The following is a 25,869-nucleotide window of genomic DNA, read 5'->3' as shown; positions in this document are numbered from 1 at the left end:
CCTTATCGGGAAGGCTTCATCGCGCCCAGGTGCGCTCCTACAGACGCACACGCGTTCAGTGGTCAGCCACCGCCACCACTGCTGCCGGCCTGGATGCCACCACGCGTCAGCGCGGCCGGATCCAGCAAACGGCGCAGATCCGCTTCGCCGAGCCCGCTGTCTTCCAGCGCCACGTCCAGCACCGGGCGCTGTTCCTTGTAGGCACGTTTGGCGATCGCGGCGGCCTTCTCGTAGCCGATGATCGGGTTGAGCGCGGTCACCAGGATCGGATTGCGGTCCAGTGCCTCGCGCACGCGCTCCTGGCGCACCTTCAATCCGGCGATGGCGCTATCGGCCAGCAGGCGCGCGACGTTGCCCAGCAAGGTGATCGAATCCAGCAGGTTGTAGGCGATCAGCGGCAAGGTCACGTTCAACTGGAAATTGCCGGTCTGCCCGGCCACGGTGATCGCGGTGTGGTGGCCGATGACCTGCGCGCATGCCATGACCGTGGCCTCGGGAATCACCGGATTGACCTTGCCGGGCATGATCGAGCTGCCGGGTTGCAACGCTGGCAATTCGATCTCGCCCAGGCCCGCCAACGGGCCGGCATTCATCCAGCGCAGGTCGTTGGCGATCTTGATGAGTGCAACGGCCAGTGCATTGAGCTGGCCCGACAACTCCACCGCATCGTCCTGCGCGGCCAGGCCTTCGAACTTGTTCTGCGCACTTTCGAACTTTGCCCCGCTCAGGCTCGACAAGGCCTTGGCCGCCTTGGCGCCGAAACGCGGATCGGCATTGATGCCGGTGCCGATCGCGGTGCCGCCCAGCGGCAGCCGCCGCAACCGCTTGAGCGCGTCGTCAATGCGCTCCTGCGCCGAACTCAGCTGCGCCGACCAGGTGCCGAATTCCTGCCCGAACGTCAGCGGCATCGCATCCATCAAGTGCGTGCGCCCGGTCTTGACGATCTTGTTCAGAGACTTGGCGCGCTTGTCGATGGTCTTGCGCAGGTGCTTGAGTGCCGGCTGCAGATGGTCCTGCACCGCAAGCAACGCAGAGACGCGGATGGCAGTGGGGATCACATCGTTGGAACTCTGGCCAAGATTGACGTGGTCGTTGGGATGCACCGCATCCTTGCCGGCGCGCGTGGCCAGTGTGGCGATCACCTCGTTGGCATTCATGTTGGACGAGGTACCCGAGCCGGTCTGGTACACATCGATCGGAAACTGCGCATCGTGCGTGCCATCGGCCACCTGCAATGCCGCATCCTGCACGGTCTTGCCGATCGACTTCGGCAACAGCCCGAGGTCGGCATTGACGCCTGCGGCAGCGGCCTTGATCAGCCCCAGCGCGCGAATGAAACCGCGCGGCATCGGCTGGCCGGACACCGGGAAATTCTGTACCGCACGCTGGGTCTGCGCGCCCCACAACGCATCGGCGGGCACCTGCAATTGCCCCATGCTGTCGTGTTCGGTCCTGAAACGTTCGCTCATCTGCACTCTCCGCACGTAGTGGTGGTGGTGACGCAATGGCTGGCAGCGGGCGCACCCACGCTGGCGAGGCCCACTACGATACCCGCTGGCGACGTTGCGACGATGTCATCGCAACGCGTGCACTAGACTGAGCATCGATCCATACGAGGTACCACGCTGCCATGGGCGACGACCCTGACTGTAGACACGCAGGCCCTGCGTTCTTTTTTGCGACATCGCCCACCACGGTGCACGCCCATCGGTTGACGCCGGCACGCAGCGGTGCCGCAGCATGCGGAGGCGAACATGCTCGCTAACGTGCTGCTGCTGTGCGTCGCGCTGTTGCTGGTGCTGTTGAACGGATTTTTCGTTGCTGCCGAGTTTGCGCTGGTCAAGCTGCGTCACACCCAGGCCGTTGGTCTGGCGCAGACTAACGGGTGGCGCGGCCGCCTGCTGCTGGGCGTGCATGCGCATCTGGATGCGTACCTGTCGGCCTGCCAGCTCGGCATCACCCTGGCCTCGCTCGGGCTGGGCTGGGTCGGCGAGCCGGCCTTCGCGCATCTGCTGGCGCCGGTGTTCGATATGCTGGGCATGTCGCCGGAGGCGGCGCAGTTCACCGCCCTGGCCATCGCCTTCAGCCTGATTTCCTTCCTGCACATCGTGCTGGGCGAGCTCGCTCCCAAGACCATGGCGATCCGGCGCCCGGAGCACATGTCGCTGTGGACCGCAGCGCCACTGTACGTCTTCTACTGGGTCATGTTTCCGGCGATCTGGCTGCTCAATACCAGCGCCAACCGATTGTTGCGGCTGCTGGGCTGGGGCGATGTGGAACACCAGTCGCACCGCTATTCGCGCGAAGAACTGAAACTGATCGTGGGACGCCAGGACCCCAACGCGCCCACGCCGGACCATGGGTTGGCCCTGATGAGCCATGCGCTGGACCTGCCGGATCTGGTGGCCGGCGACCTGATGCGCCCGCGCGAGCACCTGCGCAGCCTGCGCGAAGGCATGACGCTGGAGGCGGTGCTCGCCGAATTCAGCGAATCGCGCTACAGCCGCTACCCCTGGTTCGACGCCGATGGCGAGCAGGTGCTGGGCATCCTGCACACCAAGGATCTGCTGGTGGCGATGGCGCGCGGCCAGGACCTGGACGATCTGCGCCCGCTGCTGCGCCCACCGGCGCTGCTGCCCCTGGAAACCCCGATCCCCAGCGCGCTGGAGCAGTTCCGCACCGGCACCACCCATCTGGCGCTGTGCGTGGAAGACGAAGGCCGCATCCTGGGCTTTTTCACCCTGGAAGACCTGCTGGAAGTGGTGGTCGGCGAGATCGAGGACGAACACCGCCACGTGGTGCGCGACGCGCCGGTGCGCAGTCAGGACGGCTCGCTGCTGGTGGCCGGCAGCACCTCGATCTTCCGCCTGGAACGCCTGCTCGGCCAGGACCTGAGCGCTCCGGACCATGTCAATTCGGTCGGCGGACTGATCGTGCATCAGCTGCAGCGGCTGCCCGAAGAAGGCGAAACCCTGGAGCTGGACGGCCACGCGCTGACCGTGCGGCGCATGGCTGGCCACCGCATCCAGGCAGTGACGGTGCGGCCGGTGGGCGAAGCCGGCGCCGGGGCGGCGTAGAATACCGGCCCCGCCAGCTTCCCAGTGCCCCTGCCCATGTCGGATTCCGCCCTGCTCGCCCTGTCCCCGCTCGACGGCCGCTATGCCTCCAAAGTGGACGCGCTGCGCCCGATCTTTTCCGAATACGGCCTGATCAGGGCGCGGGTGAAGGTGGAGATCGAGTGGTTGCTGGCCCTGGCCGCCGAGCCGGGCATCACCGAGCTGGCGCCGTTTTCCGCCGCCGCCAGCCAGCGCCTGCGTGCGCTGGCCGACGATTTCAGCGTGACGCACGCCGCGCGGGTCAAGGAGATCGAGCGCACCACCAACCACGACGTCAAGGCGGTGGAGTACTTCATCAAGGAACAGCTCGCCGGCGACGCCGAGCTGGGCCCGGCGCTGGAATTCGTGCACTTTGCCTGCACCAGCGAGGACATCAACAACCTCAGCTACGGCCTGATGCTGGAGCAGGCGCGCCGCGAGGTCCTGCTGCCCGCGCTCGACGGCATCGCCGCCTCGCTGCGCACGCTGGCGCATGCCCAGGCTGCCCAGCCGATGCTCTCGCGCACGCACGGCCAGACCGCATCGCCGACCACGCTCGGCAAGGAAATCGCCAATGTGGTGGCGCGCCTGGAGCGCCAGCGCAAGCAGATCGCCGCCGTGGAACTGACTGGCAAGATCAACGGCGCGGTCGGCAACTACAACGCGCACCTGGTGTCGTATCCACAGCTGGATTGGGCCGAATTCGCACAGCGCTTCGTCGAGAGCCTGGGCCTGGTGTTCAACCCGTACACCACCCAGATCGAGCCGCACGACAACGTGGCCGAAATCGGCGACGCCAGCCGCCGCGCCAATACCATCCTGATCGACCTGTCGCGCGACATCTGGGGCTACATCTCGCTGGGCTATTTCAAGCAGAAGCTCAAGGAAGGCGAAGTCGGCTCGTCCACGATGCCGCACAAGGTCAACCCGATCGACTTCGAAAATGCCGAAGGCAATTTTGGCATCGCCAACGCACTGTTCGAGCACTTCTCGGCCAAGTTGCCGATCAGCCGCTGGCAGCGCGACCTCACCGACTCCACCGTCCTGCGTGCGCTGGGCACCGCGTTCGGCCACACCCAGGTGGCGCTGGATTCGCTGGCCAAGGGCCTGGGCAAGCTGACCGTCAATCCCGAGCGCCTGGATGCCGACCTCGATGCGGCCTGGGAAGTGCTGGCCGAAGCCGTGCAGACGGTGATGCGCCGCCACGGCCTGCCTAACCCGTACGAGCAATTGAAGGCACTGACGCGTGGCCAGGGCATCACTGCCGCCTCGATGCAGGCGTTCGTGGAAAGCCTGCAGCTGCCGGAAGACGACAAGCAGCGCCTGCGTGCGCTGACCCCGGGCGGCTACATCGGCCTGGCCGAGCAGCTGGCACGCGCGGTCTGATCGCCTGCGGGACCGGCGTCATGGCAGCCGCCGGACGCGACTGTAGTCCGGCGGCGGTGCCGGTCGCGCTCGCCAGCCGCGCAACCGGCGCACGCCTTGGCGCCGGACGCAAGAGCGGCGTCGACGGCCTGCCGCATCGCGGCTGGTATGGTGCCGGCCTCATCCAAGCAAAGGATTTCCCATGCGCGCAGTCCGGATTACACCTGTGCTGTTTGCATTGACCGGCATGGCCGCCTTGAGTGGCTGCAGCGCCGAGGGCCCCGCCGGCCAGGCCATGTCGGCCATGTCGGCCATGTCGTCCACGCTGACCGACCCGGCCAGCGGCGCCGATTGCGGCGGCAAGGACGTGCGGCTGACCCGTAACGACAGCGAGTGGATCCTGCACGGCGACTGCGGCACGGTCACCATCACCGCCTCGCGCGGCGCAATGAACCTGGACAAGGCCCGCGGCATTCGCGTGGAAGGCAGCAACTTCACCGTGCTCAACGCGCAGCTGGGCGAGCTCAGCGTGAGCGGCCACGACAACACGCTCAATCTGACCAATGTCGACAGCGTCGACATCCAGGGCAACAAGAACCTGGTGCTGGCGCACGACGTGAAGCAGGTGCGGTTTTCCGGCAACGACAACACCGTCAATCCGTCCAGCAAGCCCACCCTCGATGATCGCGGCAGCGGCAACAAGGTGATGTAAGCCGCGCTGCACGTGGTTGCCGGTGCAGCACGCGCAGCCGCCTGGGCCACACTGCCGACCAGTGGTGATGTCATGCAGGTGCCCTTGCTGCCACAGCATCAAGCCGATCGGCGAGACACCCAGGCGCTGCATTCCAGCGCGAATTGCGTGAGCATAGCGATCGGCGCCGGCCGATCAGGGCCGCCGCGCCGCCACCAGGGTCACTTCACGCGGCTTGGCAGCGCCCCGCACGATCACGAACCGCAAGGTTTCGCCGACCTTGCGAGTGACCGCCGCTTTCAGCAGATCGGCCTTGCTGCCTGCCACCGGGACGCCCTGCGCCGACACGATTGCATCGCCTACCTGCAGACCGGCCGCGGCGGCCGGCGATGCCGGCTTGATGCCATCGATCTTGACCGACGTGAGGGTGGGGTTGAACGAAAACCCCTCGCTTTCCACGGCAAAACTCAGACCGAACCACCCCTTCTCTTCCGCTGCCTGCACCGCGCCGCTGATGCTCAGCATGGCGGTCAGCAACAGCACACCCGCTGTCCAACGACGCATCGGTCAGCCCTTTGTCGAAAGCAGCGCATACCCCGCTGCGGTGACCCAGTATCGGGTTCCTGATGCGGCGCGCTCATGTGCCATCGGACACCCGCCCTTGCGTCACAGCACGGCGGGCGCCCGACCACCGTGCGGGCCGCATGGCGCCGCAGCGTGGTACACCCGACCACAGTCATCCGCACCGCACAGGCGGAATCACCACCTCCCTGAAGCCTTGCCTGTTGCCGCCCTAGCGCGCAGGTGCAGATCCGGCGCAAGCATCGGACAATAGCGGCATTCGCGCCGGCCCTGCCCGCGCCCCAGTCTTCCATCGATACCCTGCAAGGACCCCACCATGGCTGCACGCAAGGCAACCCCTCCCGTCATCGAAGTCCAGGCCCGCCCGGGTCAGCCGTTGGGCATGCCGGTGGAGCGCTTTCTGCGCAATTACTGGCACAAGCACCCGCTGCTGATCCGCAATGCCTTCGCGGACTTCGCCTCGCCGCTGCAGCCGGAAGATCTGGCCGGCCTGGCCTGCGAAGACGGCGTGCTGGCACGCCTGATCAGCCACGACCGCGCCACCGACGGCTGGGACGTGCGCACCGGCCCATTCCAGGAAACCGACTTCCCGGGCCTGCCCGACCATGACTGGACCCTGCTGGTGCAGGACGTGGACAAGTGGGACGCCGACGTGCGCGCACTGCTGGAGCACTTCCGCTTCCTGCCGCGCTGGCGCATCGACGACATCATGATCAGCTTCGCCGCCACCGGTGGCTCGGTCGGCGCGCATGTCGACCATTACGACGTGTTCCTGCTGCAGGGCCAGGGCCAGCGCCGCTGGCAGATCGACGCACGCACCTCGCAGGGCCGCAAGCCCACGCCGCTCGCGTTCCGTGACGATGTCGACCTCAAGCTGCTGCGCGAGTTCAAGCCCACCCACGAGTGGGTACTGGGCCCAGGCGACATGCTGTATCTGCCGCCGCTGGTCCCGCATCACGGTGTGGCCGAAGACGCCTGCCTGACGTTCTCCATCGGCACCCGCGCCCCGTCCTCGGCCGAGCTGATCGGCGATTACCTGGATACCTTGATCGCCGATGCCGACGAAGCGGTGCGCTACCACGATGAAGACCTCCAGGTGCCGGCCGACCCGTACGAGATCGACGTCACCGCGATGAACCGCGTGGTCGCAGCGCTCAACGCGCTGCGCATGAACGACCCGGACCGCCTGGGCGACTGGTTCGGCCGGTTCATGACCACCTACCGCGCCTCCGGCGACGTGGTGCCCGCGCCCGAGCCGATCCCACGCGAAGCGGTGGAACAGGCCCTGGACGAAGGCGTGGTGCTGTACCGCCACCCGTGGTCGCGCTTGGCCTGGCGGCGTGCCAAGCGCGGCGCCACGCTGTTCTGCAGCGGCCTGGAATTTGCGCTCTCCGCCAAGGACGCCGCACGCCTGGCGGCCGCCGAGGAAGTCGATGGCGCGCTGTACGGCCAGCTGACGGCACGCGGCCGCGAGGTAGTGCTGGAGCTGCTGGCCCAGGGCCATTACCAGCGCGCCCATGAGGATACGCACGAGGACATCGAGGACATCGACGACGCACAGGCAGCAGCGCTGAGCGTGTCGGCCGATCACGACGACGCGCATGACGATGCCGATACCGTGGAGGCCGACGATGCCATCGACGACGCTGCGGAGGTCGAGGAGGTCGCTGACGACGCGGATACCCCGGAAGAGCGCGTCGATTCCGCCGAAGCGGAGCTCGGCGAGAACGAGAACGGGGACGACGACGAAGATGCCTCGGACATCGACGAAGACCAAGGCAGCTCTCCTCGTCCATGAGCCCACACGGCAGGCCACAGATCGTTTCGCTGGACCCGGCCACCGACGCCGCCGCCCTGCGTACGCTGCGCCTGGCCTGCGGCGGCACGGCCCCGGGCGCTTCGGCCGGGGCCGAGTGGGACGCGCTGGACCCGCTCAGCCTGCACCTGGTCGCGCGCACCGAGGAGGGCCAACTGGTCGCCTCGGTCCGGCTGACCCCGGACCGGCGCGTCGACTGGCTCGGCTTGGTGCCGGACTGGCGCCGCCGCGGCCTGTCGGATCAGCTGCTTGCCGCCGCCGTGGCCAGCGCCGCCCAGCGTGGCTGGCCCAGCCTGCAGGCCCGTGTGACTGCAAACGCCGGGGCGGTCTTCGCACGCCAGGGCTTTCTTCCCGACGGCCCTGCCAACCTGTCACCCGACGGCAGCGCCGATGCCGTCGATCCACCCGGCACGCCGGTCCATCGCCGGCTCGACGGCCCCATGGCGGTGGATACCCTCGGTGCGGCCCTGGCCGCCACCACCGGCCTGCTGTGCAGCGCGCGGCGGCAATTGCTGATCTACACCCGCGCCCTGGACCCGCCCCTGTTCGACAATCCCGGGGTACTGGATGCACTGCGACGCTTCGCCACTGCACGGCACGACAAGCGCGTGCAGGTGCTGGTGCAGGACACCGCCAGCGCCGCGGCCAGCAGCAGCGCGATGTTGCGTCTGGCCCAGCGCCTGCCGAGCGTGTTCCGGTTCCGCGCCGTCAGCGATCCTGTCGATACCAGCTATGCATCGGCATATGTGGTCGGCGATGACGCCTACTACTTTCGTCCAACAGGCCATCGTTTCGACGACGGCGAAACCTGGCTGTCCGGCGCGGCCCGCAGTCGCCAGCTGGAGCGCGAATTCGCGCAGATATGGGAGCGCAGCGCGCTCTGGAACGAGCCGCGCGCACTCGGCATTTGACGCCGCAACGCCCTTGCCACGTAGGCGCGATGCCGATTGGTCTACCCGGCCGGTCAGCTCGCAGACGCCCCCTCACCAGCGCAAGGGGGTATAATTTTTCGAGATTCGATACCGACCGATAGGGCATCTCGCCCTGCCGCTTCCGAACAGTCATCCCCACAGCAGACCCGACTTACCATCGTGGATAATCTCCTAAAGCAGTTCGCGCAGTCATCGCAGCTCGCCGGCGGCAACGCCGCCTATATCGAGGATCTGTACGAGCAGTACCTCGTCGCCCCGGACAGTGTCGATCCGAAGTGGAAGAGTTATTTCGACGGCTTCAATGGTCGCGATGCCGGTGATGTGCCGCACTCGGCGGCCATTGCCCACATCCTCAGCGCCTCCAAGCAGGCCGCCCATGCCGGGACCGGCGCGGGCGCCAGCGACGAGCGCGAGCGCAATGTCGGCCGCTTGATCACTGCCTACCGTGCGCGCGGTCACCTGGGCGCACAGCTCGATCCGCTCGGGCTCACCCCGCCGGTCAACCCGCCCGATCTGGACCTGCCGTTCCACAGCCTCTCGCAGGCGGACATGGACAGCGAGTTCAGCACCGGTGGCGTCGGCGGCCAGCCGCGGATGAAGCTGAAGGATCTGCTGGCTCGCCTGAAGGCGACCTACGCCAGCACCATCGGCGCAGAGTTCATGCACATCCAGGAGTTCGACCAGCGCCAGTGGATCTACCGGCGCCTGGAAGATGCGGGCGGCCGGATTGCCGGCGATGCGGCCAGCCGCAAGCGCACCCTGGAGCGGCTCACCGCCGCCGAAGGCCTGGAGCGCTACCTGCACACCAAGTACGTCGGCCAGAAGCGTTTTTCGCTGGAAGGCGGCGACTCGCTGATTCCGATGATGGACGAGATCATTCGCCAGTCCGGCAACGATCAGGTCAAGGACATCGTGATCGGCATGGCCCACCGCGGCCGCCTCAACGTGCTGGTCAATACGCTGGGCAAGAACCCGCGCAAGCTGTTCGACGAATTCGAAGGCAAGTTCGAGCATGCCCATGACGACCGCGCGCACACCGGCGACGTCAAGTACCACATGGGCTTCTCGGCCGACATCGCCGTCGGCACCGACAAGCAGGTGCATCTGGCGCTGGCGTTCAATCCCTCGCACCTGGAAATCGTCGACCCGGTCGTGGTGGGCAGCGTGCGCTCCCGCCAGGAGCGTTTCGGCGATGCCGAGCGCAAGAGCGTGCTGCCGATCCTGATCCACGGCGATGCCGCGTTTGCCGGCCAGGGCGTGGTGATGGAGCTGTTCCAGATGTCGCAGGCACGCGGTTTCGCGGTCGGCGGCACGGTGCACATTGTCGTCAACAACCAGATCGGCTTCACCACCAGTACCCGCGACGACGCCCGCTCCACGCTGTACTGCACGGACGTCGCCAAGATGATCGGCGCGCCGGTCTTCCACGTGAACGGCGACGACCCGGACGCTGTGATGTTCGTGTCCAAGCTGGCCTACGAATTCCGCCAGCAGTTCAAGAAGGACGTGGTCATCGACCTGGTCTGCTACCGCCGCTGGGGCCATAACGAAGCCGACGAGCCGGCAGCGACCCAGCCGGTGATGTACCAGACCATCCGCAAGCACAAGACCACCCGCGAGCTCTACGCCGCCAAGCTGGAAAGCGAGGGCGTGCTGAGCGCCGACGAGGCCAAGGCGCTGGTGGACGGCTACCGCAACAAGCTGGATTCGGGCGAGTACACCACCGAACTGGCCAAGCGCAAGCCGGACGAATTCGCCATCGATTGGTCCAAGTATCTGGTCGGCACCGCCGCCGATCCGGTGGACACGCGCGTCAAGCGCGATCAGCTGGACCGTCTGGCCAAGCTGATCACCACCATCCCCGAGGGCGTGGAGCTGCACGCCCGCGTTGCCAAGATCTACGACGACCGCGTCAAGATGGCCGCTGGCGATCAGCTCGGCGACTGGGGCTTTGCCGAAAACCTCGCCTACGCCACCTTGCTGGCCGAAGGCCACAAGCTGCGCCTGGTGGGCCAGGATGCCGGTCGTGGCACGTTCTTCCACCGTCACGCGATCCTGCATGACCAGAAGAACGACAACTACTATCTGCCGCTGCGCCAGCTGGTCGAGAACCCGGAAGACGCCACCATCATCGATTCGCTACTCAGCGAAGAAGCGGTAATGGGCTTCGAGTACGGCTATTCCACCACCGACCCGAATGCGCTGTGCATCTGGGAAGCGCAGTTCGGCGACTTCGCCAACGGCGCGCAGGTGGTGATCGACCAATTTATCGCCGCCGGCGAAGCCAAGTGGGGCCGTATCGCGGGCCTGTCGCTGTTCCTGCCGCATGGTTACGAAGGGCAAGGCCCGGAGCACAGCTCTGCGCGTCTGGAGCGCTTCCTGCAGCTGTGCGCGCTGGAGAACATGCTGGTCTGCGTGCCGACCACGCCGGCACAGTGCTTCCACATGATCCGTCGCCAGATGCGCATGACCACCCGCAAGCCGCTGGTGGTGATGACGCCCAAGTCGTTGCTGCGCCACAAGCTGGCGGTGTCCAGCCTGGAAGAACTGGCCGACGGGCAGTTCCAGCATCTGATCCCGGATGCCAAGGCCGACGCGGCCAAGGTCAAGCGCGTGGTGTTGTGCTCGGGCAAGGTCTATTACGACCTGCTCGAAGACCAGACCAAGCGTGGCCAGGACGATGTCGCCATCGTGCGTATCGAGCAGCTGTACCCGTTCCCACGGGCGCAGCTGGCAGCCGAGCTCAAGGGCTATGCCAATGCCACCGACGTGGTGTGGTGCCAGGAAGAACCGCAGAACCAGGGTGCGTGGTACCAGATCCGCCATCACCTGAACTTCTGCCTGGCCGGTGGCCAGAGCCTGCATTACGCCGGCCGCGCCCGTTCGCCCTCGCCTGCCGCCGGCCACATGGCCGACCACATCGCCGAACAGCAGAAGCTGGTCGCCGATGCGTTGCTCAATCCGTTCAACGACCAAGTCGCTGAATAACTCCTTCCCCAAAGAACGAAAACCCTAGGACGCTCCCCGAATGGCCACCGAAGTCAAAGTTCCGGTACTGCCCGAATCCGTTTCCGACGCCACCATCGCCAGCTGGCACAAGAAGGCCGGTGAAGCGGTCAAGCGCGACGAGAATCTGGTCGACCTGGAAACCGACAAGGTCGTGTTGGAAGTTCCTTCGCCGGTCGACGGCGTGTTGAAGGAAATCAAGTTCGAGGCCGGCAGCACGGTCACCAGCAACCAGATTCTGGCGATCATCGAAGAAGGCGCCGTGGCTGCGGCTGCACCGACTGAAGAGAAGAAGGCCGATGCACCGGCCGCTGCGGCAGCGCCTGCTGCCGCGCCGGCACCGGCTGCTGCCGCGGCACCTGCACCGGCGTCCAAGTCCGCTGCAGATTCGCTGCCGCCGGGTGCGCGCTTTGCCGCGATCACCCAGGGCGTGGATCCGTCGCAGGTCGAGGGCACCGGCCGTCGCGGCGCCGTGACCAAGGAAGACATCGTCAACTTCGCCAAGGCCGGCGGCGTGGGCAAGGCCTCCGGCGCCCGTCCGGAAGAGCGCGTGGCAATGACCCGCGTGCGCAAGACCATCGCCAAGCGCCTGATGGAGTCGAAGAACTCCACCGCGATGCTGACCACCTTCAACGAGGTCAACCTGGCCAAGGTGTCGGCCGCACGCAAGGAGCTGCAGGACGAGTTCCAGAAGGCGCACGGCATCAAGCTGGGTTTCATGAGCTTCTTCGTCAAGGCCGCCGCCAACGCGCTGCAGCGCTTCCCGCTGGTCAACGCCTCGATCGACGGCGACGACATCATCTATCACGGTTACAGCGACATCTCGATTGCCGTCTCCACCGACAAGGGCCTGGTCACGCCGGTGCTGCGTAACGTCGAGCGCCAGTCGTTTGCAGAGGTCGAACAGGGCATCGCCGATTACGCCGCCAAGGCGCGCGCCGGCAAGCTGGGCCTGGACGATCTGCAGGGTGGCACCTTCACCATCACCAATGGCGGCACCTTCGGCTCGCTGCTGTCCACCCCGATCATCAACCCGCCGCAGAGCGCCATCCTGGGCATGCACGCGATCAAGGAACGTCCGATCGCTGAGAACGGCCAGGTCGTGATCGCGCCGATGATGTATCTGGCACTGTCCTACGACCACCGCATCATCGACGGCAAGGACTCGGTGCAGTTCCTGGTCGACATCAAGAACCAGCTGGAAAACCCGGGCCGCATGCTGTTCGGCCTTTAAGAGCCGGGAATCGGGAATGGAGAGTCGGGAATGGGACAAGCGCCCACCGCCCGCTCCATTCCCGCCTGGACCTGGATGGCACGCGACAGGCGCATGCGCTGTTGCGATTCCCCATTCCCTATTCCCCATTCCCGTGAGCAAATGAAATGAGCGAACAATTCGACGTCGTCGTCATCGGTGCCGGTCCGGCCGGTTATCACGCCGCCATCCGCGCGGCCCAGCTGGGCATGAAGGTCGCCTGCATCGACGCCGCACTCGGCAAGGACGGCAAGCCCGCCCTGGGCGGTACCTGCCTGCGCGTGGGCTGCATCCCGTCCAAGGCGCTGCTGGATTCTTCGCGCCAGTTCTGGAACATGGGCCACCTGTTCGGCGACCACGGCATCAGCTTCAACGACGCCAAGATGGACGTGCCCACCATGATCGGCCGCAAGGACAAGATCGTGAAGCAGTTCACCGGCGGCATCGCGATGCTGTTCAAGGCCAACAAGATCACCCCGTACTACGGCTTCGGCCAGCTGCAGCCGGGCAACGTCGTCAAGGTGACCCAGCACGAAGGCGGCGAAATCGAGCTGAAGGGCACCAACGTGATCCTGGCGGCCGGTTCGGAATCGATCGAACTGCCGTTCGCCAAGTTCGACGGCGACACCATCGTCGACAACGTCGGCGGCCTGGATTTCACCGCCGTTCCCAAGCGTCTGGCCGTCATCGGCGCTGGCGTCATCGGCCTGGAGCTGGGCAGCGTGTGGAAGCGCCTGGGCGCCGAGGTCACCATCCTCGAAGCGCTGCCCGACTTCCTGTCGCTGGCCGATGCCGAAGTGGCCAAGACCGCGTTGAAGGAATTCAAGAAGCAGGGCCTGGACATCAAGCTCGGCGCCAAGGTCAGCAAGACCGAGATCACCGGCAGCGGCGATGCCAAGCAGGTGGTGCTCAGCTACACCGACGCCGCGGGCGAGCAGACCCTGACCGTGGACAAGCTGCTGGTGGCCGTGGGCCGCAAGGCCGCGACCAAGAACCTGCTGGCCGACGGCACCGGGGTCAAGGTCACCGACCGTGGCCAGATCGAGGTCGACGGGCATTGCCACACCGGCGTGGACGGCGTGTGGGCAATCGGCGACTGCGTGCGCGGCCCGATGCTGGCGCACAAGGGCTTCGAAGAAGGCATTGCGGTGGCCGAACTGATCGCCGGCCTGCCGGGCCACGTCAACTTCGACACCATTCCGTGGGTCATCTACACCGAACCGGAGATTGCCTGGGTCGGCAAGACCGAGCAGCAGCTCAAGGCCGAAGGTGTCGCCTACAAGGCTGGCAGCTTCCCGTTCGCGGCGATCGGGCGTGCGGTCGCCATGGGCGAGCCGGCCGGCTTCGTCAAGGTGATTGCCGATGCCGAGACCGACCGCGTGCTGGGCATGCATCTAGTGGGCGTGGGCGTGTCCGAGCTGGTGCACGAAGGCGTGCTGACGATGGAGTTCAATGGCTCGGCGGATGATCTGGCCCGCATCTGCCACGCGCATCCGACCCTGTCCGAGGCGATCCACGATGCCGCGATGGCCGTGAGCAAGCGCGCGATCCATAAGGCGAACTGAGGCCGGGAATCGGGAGTGGGGAATCGGGAATCGTAGAAGCGCTCCCTTGCTCACTCTTGTGCTGACGCCGGACCTAGGTCCGGCGTCATGCGTTCCGGCTTCCGCTTTTGCTCTTGCTTTAACCATTCCCAATTCCCCACTCCCCACTCCCGAATCCCATGAAAAGCATCTGCGTCTACTGCGGTTCCAACGCCGGTAACAAACCGGCCTATGCCGAACGCGCCACCGCCCTGGGCACGCGCATCGCCGAGCAAGGCCTGCGGTTGGTTTACGGCGGTGGCAACGTCGGCCTGATGGGCACGGTGGCCAACGCGGTACTCGCCGCCGGCGGCCAGGTCACAGGGGTGATCCCCAAGCAGCTGGCGGACTGGGAAGTGGCGCACCGCGGACTGACCGAGCTTGAGATCGTCGGCTCGATGCACGAGCGCAAGATGCGCATGTTCGAGCTGTCCGATGCCTTCGTCGCCCTGCCCGGCGGTTTCGGCACCATGGAAGAGATTTTCGAAATGCTGACCTGGCGCCAGCTCGGCATCGGCAACAAGCCCTGCGCGTTCCTGGATATCGAAAATTTCTATGCGCCGCTGATCGGCATGATCGATCGCATGGTGGAAGAACGGTTCCTGCACCCGGATCAGCGCACCGACCTGTGGTACGGCGCCGATATCGCGCAGATGCTGGAGTGGATGCAGCACTACACGCCGGCGCAGGCGTCCAAGTGGATCGACGAAAAGCGTCGCGCGACGCTGGTGTAGTCGAGGACACCTCAAGCTCACCTGGTTTCATCGCGCGCCGTGCCTGCGACGACGTGCGGTGAAACTGGCCGGCACCCGCGTCAACTCGCCGATCCACCGAGGGTGAGATCGCTCGCCACTATTCCATCCGCAACGGCTGCGCTCCGCGGCCGCAGCGCCAACCCGACAGCCAGGGTCTGCCAGTCCGCCACCACGACTGCGGCAACCGGCATCGCTGCCTCGCTTAGAATGGCAGCGATGCTCGATACCCTCGCCGCTGACGCGCACCACAGCCTGGACATCAAGCACAGCCGCTTTCTGGCCCATGCCTGTGCGCTCGACACTGCGGCCCAGGCGCTGGAGATCGTGCAGCGCGTCTCCACGCCCGATGCCACGCACAACTGCTGGGCCTATCGCTTTGGGCAGGATTACCGCTCCAGCGACGATGGCGAGCCGAGCGGCACTGCCGGCCGGCCGATCCTGGCGGCCATCGACGGCCAGGGATTCGATCGGGTGGTGGTGATCGTCACGCGCTGGTATGGCGGCATCAAGCTTGGTGCCGGAGGACTGGTCCGCGCCTATGGTGGCACAGCCGCCGAATGCCTGCGCCTGGCAACGCGGCGGCAGTTGATCGCGGTCACGCTGCTCGACCTGCACTGCCAGTTCGACGATCTCGGCCTGGTGCACGCCGCGCTTGCCGCCTTCCACGCCGACAAACTGGACGAGCAGTTCGACGCGACAGGCGCAGCGCTACGCGTGCAACTGCCTGCAGATCAGCTTGCCGGCTTGAAAACGCGCCTGTGCGACGCCACTCGCAATCGTGTCCATCTCTCACTTCCGGAAACCGCATGAATCAGCCAGCCGCCAGGCCCAGTCCGTTGCGGAAGCTTGGCAGCCTGCGCACCTTGTGGCCATTCGTGCAACGCCAGCGCGGCCTGTTCGCGGCATGGCTGATTGCGCTGGCGGTGTCGTCGGCGGCCACGCTGAGCCTGCCGGCCGCGGTCAAGCGCATGATCGACCACGGCTTCTCCGGTGGCGCACAGATCAACCAGGCATTCGCGCTGCTGTTTGCGGTGGCGGTGGTGCTGGCGTTGGCCACGGCAGCGCGCTTCTACTTCGTTTCGCTGCTGGGCGAAAAGGTCGTCGCCGACCTGCGCGGGCGGCTGTACGCGCACCTGATCGGACTGGATGCCGGGTTTCACGACCGCAGCCGCAGCGGCGAGCTGGTGTCGCGGCTGTCGGCAGACAGCGAGCTGCTGCGTGGGCTGATCGGCACCACCATGTCGGTGGCGCTGCGCAGCTCGGTGACGGTGATCGGCAGCATGGTGATGTTGTTCGTCACCAGCCCGCGCCTGGCCGGCTTCACCCTGATCGGCATTCCGCTGGCGGTGCTGCCGATCGTGCTGGGCGCACGCCGGCTGCAGAAGATCTCGCGTGCCAGCCAGGACCGCGTGGCCGATGCCAATACCCTGGCGGCCGAAACGCTGGGCGCAGTGCGCACCGTGCAGGCGCATGCGCGCGAGCGCTACGAAAGCCAGCGCTTCAGCCAGGCGCTGTTTGCCGCCATCGACACCGCGCGGCTGCGGATCCGCACCCAGGCCGGCGTCACTGCGGTGGCGATCGTGCTGATCTTCGGCGCCATCGTCGCGGTGCTGTGGCTGGGCGCGCACGACGTGGTGGCCGGGCGCATGACGCCGGGCACGCTGGGGCAGTTCGTGCTGTATGCCTTGATTGGCGGCGGCTCGGTCGGCGCGCTGGCCGAGGTCTGGAACGAGTTGCAACGTGCTGCCGGCGGCATGGGCCGGGTCGGCGAACTGCTCGAAGAACAACCGGCGATCGTGGCGCCGCCCGTGCCCACGCCGCTGCCGCACCCCCTGCGTGGCGCGATCCATTTCGACCAGGTGGTGTTCCATTACCCGCAGCGTCCCGACGCGCCGGCGCTGGATGGCTTCGACCTGCAGGTCAGCCCGGGCGAAACCGTTGCCCTGGTCGGTCCCTCGGGAGCCGGCAAGAGCACCGTGCTGTCGATGCTGCTGCGCTTCCATGACCCGGCCAGCGGCAGCGTGCGCATCGACGGGGTGGACCTGCGCCAGACCGACCCGGTGCGGCTGCGCGAACACATCGCCCTGGTCCCGCAGCAACCCACCCTGTTTGCCGCCAGTGCAGCCGACAACATCCGCTACGGTCGGCTGGAGGCCAGCGCGGCCGACGTGGAAGCCGCGGCCACCGCTGCGGAGGCCGATGGATTCCTGCAGGCACTGCCGCAGGGCTACGCCAGCGAACTCGGTGAGCGTGGCACGCGCCTGTCCGGTGGCCAGCAGCAACGCGTGGCGATCGCGCGTGCGCTGCTCAAGGACGCGCCGATCCTGTTGCTGGACGAGGCCACCAGCGCACTGGACGCGCAGAGCGAGCGCGCCGTGCAACAGGCACTGGACCGGCTGATGCAGGGCCGCACCACCCTGGTCATCGCGCACCGCCTGGCCACCGTGCTCAAGGCCGACCGCATCGTGGTCATGGATGCCGGCCGCATCGTGGCACAGGGCACGCATGCGCAGCTGATCGCCGAAGGTGGCCTGTATGCCGAGCTGGCGCGCTTGCAGTTCATCGATCAATGACCCCGGCTTGATCCCGACCCGTGGGGCGATGCGCGTCGGACGAGCCGGCGCAGCGCCCCCGGGCAAACTGCCCCGACCGACGTGCCCATGCCCCGCCCCAAGACCACCCTCCGCCAGCTCAGTTATTTCGTCGCGCTGGCCGATACCGGCAGCTTCACCCGTGCCGCCGACCAGATGGGCGTCTCGCAACCATCGCTGTCGCAGCAGATCCGTGCATTGGAAACCATCATCGGTGCGCCGCTGTTCGAGCGCGGCGTGCCGGCCATCCTGACCCCGCTGGGCCGCGACCTGCTCGACCGCGCGCGCAGCATCCTGCTCGACGTCACCGATCTGGAGGAAGTGCGCGCCACCTCGGCCGATCCGTTGATCGGCACCATCCGCCTCGGTGTCTCGCCGACCCTGGGCGCCTATCTGATGCCCAGCCTGGTCGCGCGCCTGCACCGCGAGCACCCGGCGCTGCGCGTGCATGTGCGCGAGGGTCTGCCGACGGTGCTGGCCAGCGACCTGGCCAACGGCGTGCACGACCTGATCCTGGCGCAATTGCCGGTGGCCGGACGCAGCCTGCACAGCGAGCGGCTGTTCCGCGAACCGCTGCACGTCACCATGGCCGCCGATCACCCGCTGCGCAGCAAGCGCTGGATCACCCCGGCTGACCTGTGCGGCGCCAACCTGCTCACCCTGATGCCGGAATACCGCCTGGCCGAACAGGTGGCCGCCATTGCGATGGAGGTCGGTGCCCATGTCCTGCGCGATTACGAAGGCACCAGTCTGGATGCGATCCGCCAGATGGCCGGCATGGGCATGGGCCTTGCATTGCTCCCGGACCTGTACGTACGCCAGGAAATCCGCGAAGGCGACGACGTGGTGGTTCGGCCGGTCAAAGGCGGGCGCTACTATAGGGAGATCGGTTTGCTCTGGCGGCAGGGTGCCGGTCGCGCGCCCGCCTTCGGTTTGATCGCCGATCTGCTGCGTGCGGTAGCCGCATAGGAAAATCCTATGCGCTGAATAAGCGCCGCAGCCTTGTTCCAGGGCCGGCAACTCGTCAATGTTTCACTGAACTCATCAACGGATAGCGAATGGCGGCCAAGCGGATCGGATGGCGGGAAGCGGTGGGCTGGCTGGCGGAAATCGTCGGGCCGGACATGCCGTATGTGCGTCTTGCCATGGTGTACGGCGTTGCGATCAGCTTGCTGTCGCTGGCCACGCCCATCTCGGTGCAGTTGCTGATCAACAGCGTTGCCAACACCGCGCTGCCCACCCCGCTGTGGACGCTGTCGGGCCTGTTGCTGGGGTTGCTGCTGCTGGTGACCTGCCTGAGCGCCATGCGGGTGTGGATGATGGCGTTGTTCGAGCGCCGCCTGTTCGCGCGGGTGGTGGCCGAGATCACCGTGCGTGCGGTGCACGCGCAGAACCCGTTCTTCGCCGACCAGAACCGTGGCGACGTGTTCAACCGCTACTTCGATCTGGTGGTGGTGCAGAAGGCCGTGCCCAGCCTGGCGGTCGGCGCCTTCACCATCGTGCTGCAATCGGCGGTGGGCCTGATCGTCACCAGCTTCTACCACCCGTTTTTCCTGGGTTTCAACGCGTTGCTGCTGCTCACCATCTTCTCGATCTGGATGATCTGGTCGCGCGGCTCGATCCGCACCGCGGTCGAGCTGAGCCACGCCAAGCACAATGCCGCGCACTGGCTGGAAAGCGTCGGCGGCTCCAACGGCTTCTACAAATCCAGCCGCCACCTCAATTTCGCGATGGACCGCTCCGAGGCGGTCACCGCTGCCTACGTCGCACAGCATCGGCGTCATTTCCGCTACACCTTCACCCAGACCGTGGCGTTCCTGCTGACCTATGCGGTGGCCAGCGCAGCGCTGCTGGCGCTGGGCGGCAGCCTGATCCTGCGCGGCGAATTGTCGATCGGCCAGCTGGTGGCGGCCGAGCTGATCCTCAGCGCGGTGTTCTACGGCATTGCGCAGCTGGGCTCGTACCTGGACGTGTTTTACGACCTGGTCGCCAGCGCAGAAGAACTGTCGTTGCTGTACGCCATCCCACAGGAACGCGCGGTGGCCGCGGCCGGCAAGACGCCCGGCAACAGCGCGGTGCGGCTGGATGGCGTGGTGATCGAAGGGGCGCGGTTCGATTTCGCGCTGGACGCCGGCGAGCAGCTGGTGACGCTGGCCGACGGCGGCGCCGAGCGCTTGCTGGCGATGGTGCTCAAGCGGCACGTGGTACCCGATCGCGGCCTGGTGATGGTGGGCGGCGCCGACATGGCCACCTTCGACATGTACCTGCTGCGTTCGGAAGTGACCGTGCTCGATCGCCCGACCATCGTGGAGGTCACCATCCGCGAATACCTGGCGATGGCCTCGGCCGATGTGACGTCCGAAGCGATGCTCGAAGCCATCGACACGGTGGGGCTGCGCGCGCGCATCGCCGCGCTGCCGCAGGGACTGGACACCCGGCTCGCTGCTTCCGGCTTCCCGCTGTGGATCGGCGAGGTGATGGCGCTGAAGCTGGCCAATGCGCTGCTGGTGCGCCCGCGCGTGCTGATGTTGTCGCAGCTGTACGACCTGTTGCCCGCCGAGCGCCTGACCCGGGTGCTGCGCCGCTTGAAGGAGGCCGGGACCACCGTCCTGCTGTGCACCGGCCGGCCGGAGGACATCACCCTGGATGGCTGGTTCCGGCTGGAGCCCGAGCGCCAGCAACGTTACGCCACCCGCGCCGAACTGATCGCATCCACCCAGGAGGCAGACAATGCAGCACGCCCCTGACCGGATCGCGCACTTCCCTACCCTGGCGTCCATGCGGCCGCCCAGCATCGCCAAGGCGCTGGCGTGGATGCTGCTGATCGGCGTTGCCATCGCTGCGTCCATCCTGGCGTTCGCCCCCTGGGTGCAGACTGCCAGCGGCAAGGGCCAGGTGGTCTCGCTCGATCCAGGCGATCGCCAGCAACAGGTCACCGCCTTCGTGCCCGGCCGGGTGGAGCGCTGGTACGTGCACGATGGCCAGCACGTGTCCAAGGGCGACCCGATCGCCCGCGTCGGCGACCTGGACCCGGATCTGCTCGCCCGCCTGGCCAGCGAGCGCGCGCAGGTGGCGGCGGAAATCACCGCCATCCAGCAGTCACGCGCGGTTGCCAGCATTGATGTCGCGCGCAGCAAGCAATTGCTGGACGAAGGGCTGGCCGGCCGCCGCGACTACGAGCTGACCCAGATCAAGGTGGCCGAGGCCGATGCCAAGCTGGCCGAGTCGCGCGCCAAGCTGACCCGCATCGACATCCAGTTGAACCGCCAGTCCGCGCAGCTGGTGCGCGCGCCGCGCGATGGCCGCGTGCAGCAACTCAACGCCGCCAGCGGCAGCGCCATGGTCTCGCCCGGCACGGTGCTGGCGGTGATCGCGCCGGAGCGCGTGGAGCGCGCGGTGGAGCTGTACATCGACGGCCGCGACGTGCCGCTGATTCGTCCTGGCCGCCCGGTGCGGCTGGAGTTCGAAGGCTGGCCGGCGATCCAGTTCAGCGGCTGGCCGTCGGTAGCGCACGGCATGTTCGACGGCCGCGTGCGCGCCATCGACCCCAACGCCGCGCCCGACGGCCTGTTCCGCATCCTGGTCGAACCCCAGCCTGGCAAACCGGCATGGCCGGCGCAGGAATTCGCCCGCCAGGGCGGCAAGGTGCGCGGCTGGGTGCAGGGCGAAACGGTGCGGGTGGGCTACGAACTGTGGCGCCAGCTCAACAACTTCCCGCTGGAATTTGGCCGCCGCCCCGCCGCGACCACGCAGGAGGATGGCAAGACCAAGCCTGCCGCCTCCAAGTCCGAAGACGAGGAGACGGGCAAGAAATGAGGCACCGTCTGCTTGTCCTGCTGATCGCACTGTGCCCCGGTGCCGCATTCGCCCAGACCGCGCCGCTGAGCCTGGACGAGGTGCTGCAATCGTCTGCCCGTTCCGCACCGCAGATCGTCGAAGCGCTGGCAAAGGTGCGCCAGGCCGAAGGCAAGGGCATCTCCGCCGACGGTGCGTTCGACACCGTGTTCGATATCGAGGGCCGCTCGCGCGAGGCCGGCTATTACGACGGCAGCACCATCGAAACCGGCGTCAAGCGGCCGTTCGAGAACAACGGCGGTTATTACTACGGCGGCTACCGCTCGTCGCGTGGGTCGTTTCCGGTCTACGAAGACAAGTCCTATACCGACCGCGGCGGCGAAGTGAAGGTCGGGGCGCTGTATGCCTTGCTGCGCGACCGCGTGGTCGACGAACGCCGCACCCGTCGCAGCGTCACCAGCGCCGACATCGATGTAGCCCGGTACGAAGCGGAAATGGTGGCGATCGGCGTGCAGCGCCGCGCCGTGGATGCCTACCAGAGCTGGGTGGCAGCCGGGTTGAAGTTGCGCGCCTACAAGGACCTGCTGGAGTTGGCCGAGCGGCGACGCAACGCGATTTCGCGGCAGGTCACGCTGGGCGCGCGCCCAACCATCCTGCTGACCGAGAACGACCAGAACCTGGTTCGCCGTCGCGCCCTGGTGGTGCGCTCGGAGCAGGACTTTGCCAACGCCGCCAACGCGTTGTCGCTGTACCTGCGCGACGAGGCCGGCATGCCGCTGATCGTCTCCAACGAGCGTCTGCCGGCAGACACCTCCGCGCTGGAAGGGCTGGCCGGTGCCAGCAAGATCACCGCGCCGGTGGAACGCCCGGATTACCGCGCCGTGCTGACCCGCATCGATCAGGCCACCGCACGGCTGATGCTGGCGCAGAACGATCTGAAACCACGGCTGGATGTCAGTTTCGAGGTCAGCAAGGATCTGGGCGACCCGGGCGTGGGTGGCCCCAACCGCTCGCAGACCGATGCGATCATCGGGTTCCGTTTCAGCGTGCCGTTGGAAAATCGCTCCGCCAAGGGCCGCGTGGCCGAAGCGCGCGCCGAGATCGAGGCGCTGGACCAACGCAGCCGTTTCCTGCGCGACCAGATCTCGGTGGAGGTGGAATCCATCGTCATCTCGCTCAATGCCGCCGAGCGCCTGGCCAAGATCGCCGACGAAGAACGCGGCCTGGCCGACCGCCTGGCTGCCGCCGAGCGACGCCGCTTCGAGCTGGGCTCGGGCGATTTCTTCCTGGTCAATCAGCGCGAGGAAACCGCCAACGACGCGCGCGTGCGCCTGATCGATGCGCAGGCGCGCATTGCGTCGGCACGCGCCGAACTGGCCGCGGCCACGGCCGACCGGGACGCGCTGCAGCTGAGCCGTTGATGCGTGGCGCTTTGGCACGGGCGTACCGCACTGCCTGGCGGTGCATGGCGCCCCAGCCCACCCAGGTCTTGAGGTTTTTCGCGCAAGCGATTGTGGGCGCGGCCTTGCCAGGCGCCCGCGTCAGCCGCGTGCTGCAAGTACCCAGTCTCCGCGCCATCGCTCTTGGCGGTCCCTCGCGATCGCCGCGACCGGGCGCTGGTGTGAACGTGCACATCGTCCGCTGCAGCGTTGCCGGGCGCGCATGACATAGCAGCGCGCCCAGCGGGCTCGACCTTCCCGTTGTCGCCGGATTGCGCAATGACGCCTGGGTAACACGTGGCTACGCATGCTCGGCGTGCCAGCACGCGCTGGTGGTGCGGGCCGATGATCCGCATTGCAACCCTCGACTCTTTCGGAGGTGCCTATGTCTTTCCGGCAATTTCCCGCGATTGGTGCAGATGGCGAGCCGTACGTCATCATCGAGTTCCGCGACGAGCACGCATCCACATCCGAAACGCACGCCGCGCCACGGTATGAACTTCCCGATGGCCGCCATCTGCATCGGCAGGGCCAGCGTTTCGTGACCGAAGGCGGCGAGCTGCAGCTTTCCATGCCTTGAGACGGTGTTGATCATTTTTTGACCAGCAAACCGGCAGCCCTTGCTGTGCAAGGGCTGCGCCCGGTTATCCACATGCTTGTGCAGCTTTCATCCACACCCTGTGTGGATGAAACCGTTGCCGGCTACCTGTGCCTCGCGCAGGCGGTGCCTTAGCGCACCGAACAACTGCGCGGCGCATGTGCACGCTCGAGTGCGCTACGGTGATTGCCACAAGCGTCGGACAGTGAACCGACAGTGCTTCAACCAACGGCGCGATCCGACCGTTCCAGAACGCGCCCGATGCCACTGCGGTCGATCTCGCTCGCCGCCTGGGTCAGCGCCACCCGGTCGCTGTCGGGCTCGAAGCCGATCCGGAAGTGCAACTCGCCCACCGGCGTACGCGAGGAATGGATCGACGACAGATTCACCCCGTGCTGCTCGAACACATGCAACAGCGCGCGCAGCGAACCAGGCTGGTCTTCCGGCAGGTACACGCTCAGGGTCAACGGCTCGGTGAGATCTGCAAGCAGATAGCCCACCCGTTCGTAGGTGTAGTTGCCGGCGGCCAGCGCGTCGTGTTGCAGGGCCTGCGCGTTGTCATGCAGGAACCGGGCCCGGAACTGCGCGCGTGCGGCATCGTCGCCCTGCGCGACGAGTGCACGCAGCTGTTGCAGCTGCAAGACCAAGCGGTCGAGCATTTCGCCCACGTACGGGTTGCCGAACTGGATGTCTTCGTAGATCGCGGGGTTGAGCGAGAGAATGCGCGCGATTACCGCCGTGTCCAGCTCGAACGATGCCGAGCGATACGGCATCAAGGCCTGCAACTGGCCCAGCAGCGGCGCGTAGTCGCGCAAGGTGCCGGCCTGTGCCAGATGGGTGGCATGCACCATCGCCTGCACCAGCGCCATCACCCGGTCATGGTGCTCGGGCGTGGCGTAGACGCATTCGGCCTGCAGGGCCGTGCACAAGGTCTGTACCCACGTGGACCAGCGCTGCAGGCGCGCTTCGCATACCACCATCACCCGCCCCTTCAGCGTGGGCGACTTGGGTGGCGCAGTCATCGGATGCAGACCGACCACCTCGGCCGGCGATGCCAGCATCGCCGCCACCGGCGCCTGCTTGATCGAGGTGACATCCATCCACAGCTGCGATGCCGCGCGCGCGCCGGCAAGCGCGACATAGCGCTCGATCAAGGCGGCGGTGTGGCGAATGGGCGCGGAAAAAATCAGCACGTCCGCCCGCTGCGCCAGGGTGGCTTCGTCGATGCCGCCACTGTCGGCAGGATCGAAGCCGATCACTTCCAGCTGCATGCGCGTGCGCAGGAACTGCGCCAGCCAGCGTCCGTACGCGCCGGCAATGCCGACGATGCCGACGACCGGCTGGGGAATCATGCCAGGCGCTCGACGGCAAAACGCGGCGATGCCGCGAGCGCAGCCGGCGCGGCGGCCAGCACGTCGAACTCTTCGTACCCCGCCGCCAAGGTCGCCTCCAGTGCGCTGTGCACGCCACTGAGCGCGTGGCCCACCGCCTGCTCGAACGGTACATCGCGCAGCAACAAGCCGATCAGCAAGGCCATCAGCACATCGCCGGTGCCGGCCACGTCCACCGGCAGATGCGGGCTGGCCCAGCGATAGACCGCCTCCGTGCTGACCGCCAGGGTGACCAGCTCGCCTGCTGCACCGGCCACACTGTGGGCGAGCACCCACTGCGGCCCGCGTGCCAGCAAGGCACGTGCGGCGGCGATGGCATCGTCTTGCTGCAGGCTGGGCAAGCCGGTCAAACGCCCCAGTTCGAAGGCATTGGGCGTGACCAGCCAGGCGTGCGGCAGCAAACGCTCGGCGAACACGCGCTCCAGCCCGGGTTCCACATACGGGCCGGTGTGCGTGTCGCCAATCACCGGGTCCAGGCAATAACGCAGCTGCGGCGCCTGCGGCAAGGTCTGCTCCAGCCAGTCGGCGAAAGCTTGGCCGTTCGCCAGGCTGCCGAAGTAACCGGAGACCAGCATGCGTGCACGCTGCGGCAGGCCGCGTTCGGTGGCGCCGAGCAGGAGGTCGGCCAGCCAGTCCGCCGGCAGGATACGGCCGCGCAACGTGGCGTAAAACGGCGCATTGCTCAGCAGCGTCGTCGGCACTTCGGCCACACGTAGCCCCAGCGCGCGCAGCGGCGGCACCGCAGCGCTATTTCCGGCGTGCCCGTAGACCAGTTGCGACTGCACCGAGATCACATCGATCGGCGAAGGACCGTCGGGGCGCTGGCGGCGACCGTGGACGAGGTGGCTGTCGGTTGCATCGCTCATGGGGTGGCCGTCTTCGTAGAGATGACGCCATTATCCTCCGCAACGCGTGAGCGGATACGCGGGTAGTGGATCAGTGTGATCCGGCGTGTACGGATGGCACGAGATGGCAGCT

Annotated in this window: 20 protein-coding genes; 16 read left to right on the top strand and 4 right to left on the bottom strand. The window is 66.8% G+C overall.

Features of this window, described 5'->3' with window-relative positions:
• Nucleotides 1-62: 62 nt before the first annotated feature.
• A complete protein-coding gene (locus tag ACCQ12_RS07690; RefSeq protein ID WP_047696706.1) occupies nt 63-1,469 on the bottom strand; it encodes a class II fumarate hydratase in 1,407 nt (468 codons plus the stop codon).
• Between the two features lie 285 nt (nt 1,470-1,754).
• Here ACCQ12_RS07690 and ACCQ12_RS07685 point away from each other — a divergent pair, with 285 nt between their 5' ends.
• From ACCQ12_RS07685 to ACCQ12_RS07675, 3 genes are all read left to right on the top strand, one after another.
• Complete coding sequence (locus ACCQ12_RS07685; RefSeq protein WP_372383307.1) at nt 1,755-3,077, top strand: hemolysin family protein; 1,323 nt, start codon at nt 1,755-1,757, stop codon at nt 3,075-3,077.
• Between the two features lie 36 nt (nt 3,078-3,113).
• Entirely contained in the window at nt 3,114-4,481 is a 1,368-nt protein-coding gene (gene purB, locus ACCQ12_RS07680) for an adenylosuccinate lyase (protein WP_372383306.1), read from the top strand.
• A gap of 181 nt (nt 4,482-4,662) precedes the next feature.
• Nucleotides 4,663-5,172, top strand: a complete 510-nt coding sequence (locus tag ACCQ12_RS07675) for a DUF3060 domain-containing protein (RefSeq protein WP_372383305.1) — start codon at nt 4,663-4,665, stop codon at nt 5,170-5,172.
• 174 nt (nt 5,173-5,346) lie between these two features.
• On the opposite strand, the gene ACCQ12_RS07670 is transcribed toward ACCQ12_RS07675, so the two are convergent.
• Nucleotides 5,347-5,715, bottom strand: a complete 369-nt coding sequence (locus tag ACCQ12_RS07670) for a PDZ domain-containing protein (RefSeq protein WP_372383304.1) — start codon at nt 5,713-5,715, stop codon at nt 5,347-5,349.
• Nucleotides 5,716-6,049: 334 nt separating this feature from the next.
• Between ACCQ12_RS07670 and ACCQ12_RS07665 the strand changes: the two genes are divergently transcribed.
• From ACCQ12_RS07665 to ACCQ12_RS07605, 13 genes are all read left to right on the top strand, one after another.
• Complete coding sequence (locus ACCQ12_RS07665) at nt 6,050-7,531, top strand: ribosomal protein uL16 3-hydroxylase (protein ID WP_372383303.1); 1,482 nt, start codon at nt 6,050-6,052, stop codon at nt 7,529-7,531.
• A complete protein-coding gene (locus ACCQ12_RS07660) occupies nt 7,528-8,460 on the top strand; it encodes a GNAT family N-acetyltransferase (RefSeq protein ID WP_372383302.1) in 933 nt (310 codons plus the stop codon). The genes ACCQ12_RS07665 and ACCQ12_RS07660 overlap by 4 nt, the downstream gene beginning before the upstream one ends.
• Before the next feature lie 180 nt (nt 8,461-8,640).
• On the top strand, nt 8,641-11,469 hold the full coding sequence (locus ACCQ12_RS07655) for a 2-oxoglutarate dehydrogenase E1 component (protein ID WP_047696717.1): 2,829 nt from the start codon (nt 8,641-8,643) through the stop codon (nt 11,467-11,469).
• Nucleotides 11,470-11,509: 40 nt separating this feature from the next.
• On the top strand, nt 11,510-12,721 hold the full coding sequence (gene sucB, locus ACCQ12_RS07650) for a dihydrolipoyllysine-residue succinyltransferase (RefSeq protein WP_166752674.1): 1,212 nt from the start codon (nt 11,510-11,512) through the stop codon (nt 12,719-12,721).
• Between the two features lie 146 nt (nt 12,722-12,867).
• Complete coding sequence (lpdA, locus tag ACCQ12_RS07645) at nt 12,868-14,304, top strand: dihydrolipoyl dehydrogenase (protein WP_184374097.1); 1,437 nt, start codon at nt 12,868-12,870, stop codon at nt 14,302-14,304.
• 158 nt (nt 14,305-14,462) lie between these two features.
• Nucleotides 14,463-15,056 carry an LOG family protein gene (locus tag ACCQ12_RS07640; protein ID WP_047696722.1) on the top strand — a complete coding sequence of 198 codons (594 nt, stop codon included), beginning with the start codon at nt 14,463-14,465 and terminating at the stop codon, nt 15,054-15,056.
• A gap of 228 nt (nt 15,057-15,284) precedes the next feature.
• The gene (locus ACCQ12_RS07635; RefSeq protein WP_372383576.1) at nt 15,285-15,887 is read left to right on the top strand and encodes an IMPACT family protein; all 603 of its coding nucleotides are present in this window, start codon (nt 15,285-15,287) and stop codon (nt 15,885-15,887) included.
• Nucleotides 15,884-17,650: an ABC transporter transmembrane domain-containing protein gene (locus tag ACCQ12_RS07630; protein WP_166750373.1), complete on the top strand. Its 1,767-nt coding sequence runs from the start codon at nt 15,884-15,886 to the stop codon at nt 17,648-17,650. The genes ACCQ12_RS07635 and ACCQ12_RS07630 overlap by 4 nt, the downstream gene beginning before the upstream one ends.
• Nucleotides 17,651-17,737: 87 nt before the next feature.
• Nucleotides 17,738-18,637, top strand: a complete 900-nt coding sequence (locus ACCQ12_RS07625) for a hydrogen peroxide-inducible genes activator (RefSeq protein ID WP_104580012.1) — start codon at nt 17,738-17,740, stop codon at nt 18,635-18,637.
• An 89-nt stretch (nt 18,638-18,726) separates the two neighbouring features.
• On the top strand, nt 18,727-20,415 hold the full coding sequence (locus ACCQ12_RS07620; protein ID WP_047696729.1) for an ABC transporter transmembrane domain-containing protein: 1,689 nt from the start codon (nt 18,727-18,729) through the stop codon (nt 20,413-20,415).
• Nucleotides 20,399-21,484, top strand: a complete 1,086-nt coding sequence (locus ACCQ12_RS07615; RefSeq protein WP_372383301.1) for an efflux RND transporter periplasmic adaptor subunit — start codon at nt 20,399-20,401, stop codon at nt 21,482-21,484. Before ACCQ12_RS07620 ends, ACCQ12_RS07615 begins: the two co-directional genes overlap by 17 nt.
• Entirely contained in the window at nt 21,481-22,884 is a 1,404-nt protein-coding gene (locus ACCQ12_RS07610; RefSeq protein WP_372383300.1) for a TolC family protein, read from the top strand. The genes ACCQ12_RS07615 and ACCQ12_RS07610 overlap by 4 nt, the downstream gene beginning before the upstream one ends.
• A 403-nt stretch (nt 22,885-23,287) precedes the next feature.
• Nucleotides 23,288-23,482, top strand: coding sequence for a hypothetical protein (locus tag ACCQ12_RS07605; protein WP_166752672.1), 195 nt, complete (start codon nt 23,288-23,290; stop codon nt 23,480-23,482).
• A gap of 239 nt (nt 23,483-23,721) precedes the next feature.
• On the opposite strand, the gene ACCQ12_RS07600 is transcribed toward ACCQ12_RS07605, so the two are convergent.
• Nucleotides 23,722-24,852, bottom strand: coding sequence for a prephenate dehydrogenase (locus ACCQ12_RS07600; RefSeq protein WP_184374095.1), 1,131 nt, complete (start codon nt 24,850-24,852; stop codon nt 23,722-23,724).
• The gene (pdxY, locus tag ACCQ12_RS07595; protein WP_228313656.1) at nt 24,849-25,757 is read right to left on the bottom strand and encodes a pyridoxal kinase; all 909 of its coding nucleotides are present in this window, start codon (nt 25,755-25,757) and stop codon (nt 24,849-24,851) included. The genes ACCQ12_RS07600 and pdxY overlap by 4 nt, the downstream gene beginning before the upstream one ends.
• Nucleotides 25,758-25,869: the final 112 nt, after the last annotated feature.

The sequence above is a fragment of the Xanthomonas sp. NCPPB 1068 genome (genome assembly GCF_041479385.2).
Taxonomy (GTDB): Bacteria; Pseudomonadota; Gammaproteobacteria; order Xanthomonadales; family Xanthomonadaceae; genus Xanthomonas; species Xanthomonas cannabis.
Note: the sequence above shows the minus strand (reverse complement) of the source record. Positions and strands in the feature narration are given on the sequence as shown.

Bases quoted from the DNA above. Each gene is read 5' to 3' on its own strand.
- ACCQ12_RS07610 (WP_372383300.1), top strand. From the start codon at position 21,481: ATGAGGCACCGTCTGCTTGTCCTGCTGATCGCACTGTGCCCCGGTGCC.
- ACCQ12_RS07670 (WP_372383304.1), bottom strand. From the start codon at position 5,715: ATGCGTCGTTGGACAGCGGGTGTGCTGTTGCTGACCGCCATGCTGAGC.
- ACCQ12_RS07625 (WP_104580012.1), top strand. From the start codon at position 17,738: ATGCCCCGCCCCAAGACCACCCTCCGCCAGCTCAGTTATTTCGTCGCG.
- ACCQ12_RS07640 (WP_047696722.1), top strand. From the start codon at position 14,463: ATGAAAAGCATCTGCGTCTACTGCGGTTCCAACGCCGGTAACAAACCG.
- ACCQ12_RS07685 (WP_372383307.1), top strand. From the start codon at position 1,755: ATGCTCGCTAACGTGCTGCTGCTGTGCGTCGCGCTGTTGCTGGTGCTG.
- ACCQ12_RS07600 (WP_184374095.1), bottom strand. From the start codon at position 24,852: ATGATTCCCCAGCCGGTCGTCGGCATCGTCGGCATTGCCGGCGCGTAC.
- ACCQ12_RS07630 (WP_166750373.1), top strand. From the start codon at position 15,884: ATGAATCAGCCAGCCGCCAGGCCCAGTCCGTTGCGGAAGCTTGGCAGC.
- ACCQ12_RS07635 (WP_372383576.1), top strand. From the start codon at position 15,285: ATGGCAGCGATGCTCGATACCCTCGCCGCTGACGCGCACCACAGCCTG.
- ACCQ12_RS07675 (WP_372383305.1), top strand. From the start codon at position 4,663: ATGCGCGCAGTCCGGATTACACCTGTGCTGTTTGCATTGACCGGCATG.
- ACCQ12_RS07615 (WP_372383301.1), top strand. From the start codon at position 20,399: ATGCAGCACGCCCCTGACCGGATCGCGCACTTCCCTACCCTGGCGTCC.
- sucB (WP_166752674.1), top strand. From the start codon at position 11,510: ATGGCCACCGAAGTCAAAGTTCCGGTACTGCCCGAATCCGTTTCCGAC.
- ACCQ12_RS07665 (WP_372383303.1), top strand. From the start codon at position 6,050: ATGGCTGCACGCAAGGCAACCCCTCCCGTCATCGAAGTCCAGGCCCGC.
- ACCQ12_RS07605 (WP_166752672.1), top strand. From the start codon at position 23,288: ATGTCTTTCCGGCAATTTCCCGCGATTGGTGCAGATGGCGAGCCGTAC.
- ACCQ12_RS07660 (WP_372383302.1), top strand. From the start codon at position 7,528: ATGAGCCCACACGGCAGGCCACAGATCGTTTCGCTGGACCCGGCCACC.
- purB (WP_372383306.1), top strand. From the start codon at position 3,114: ATGTCGGATTCCGCCCTGCTCGCCCTGTCCCCGCTCGACGGCCGCTAT.
- ACCQ12_RS07690 (WP_047696706.1), bottom strand. From the start codon at position 1,469: ATGAGCGAACGTTTCAGGACCGAACACGACAGCATGGGGCAATTGCAG.
- lpdA (WP_184374097.1), top strand. From the start codon at position 12,868: ATGAGCGAACAATTCGACGTCGTCGTCATCGGTGCCGGTCCGGCCGGT.
- pdxY (WP_228313656.1), bottom strand. From the start codon at position 25,757: ATGAGCGATGCAACCGACAGCCACCTCGTCCACGGTCGCCGCCAGCGC.
- ACCQ12_RS07620 (WP_047696729.1), top strand. From the start codon at position 18,727: ATGGCGGCCAAGCGGATCGGATGGCGGGAAGCGGTGGGCTGGCTGGCG.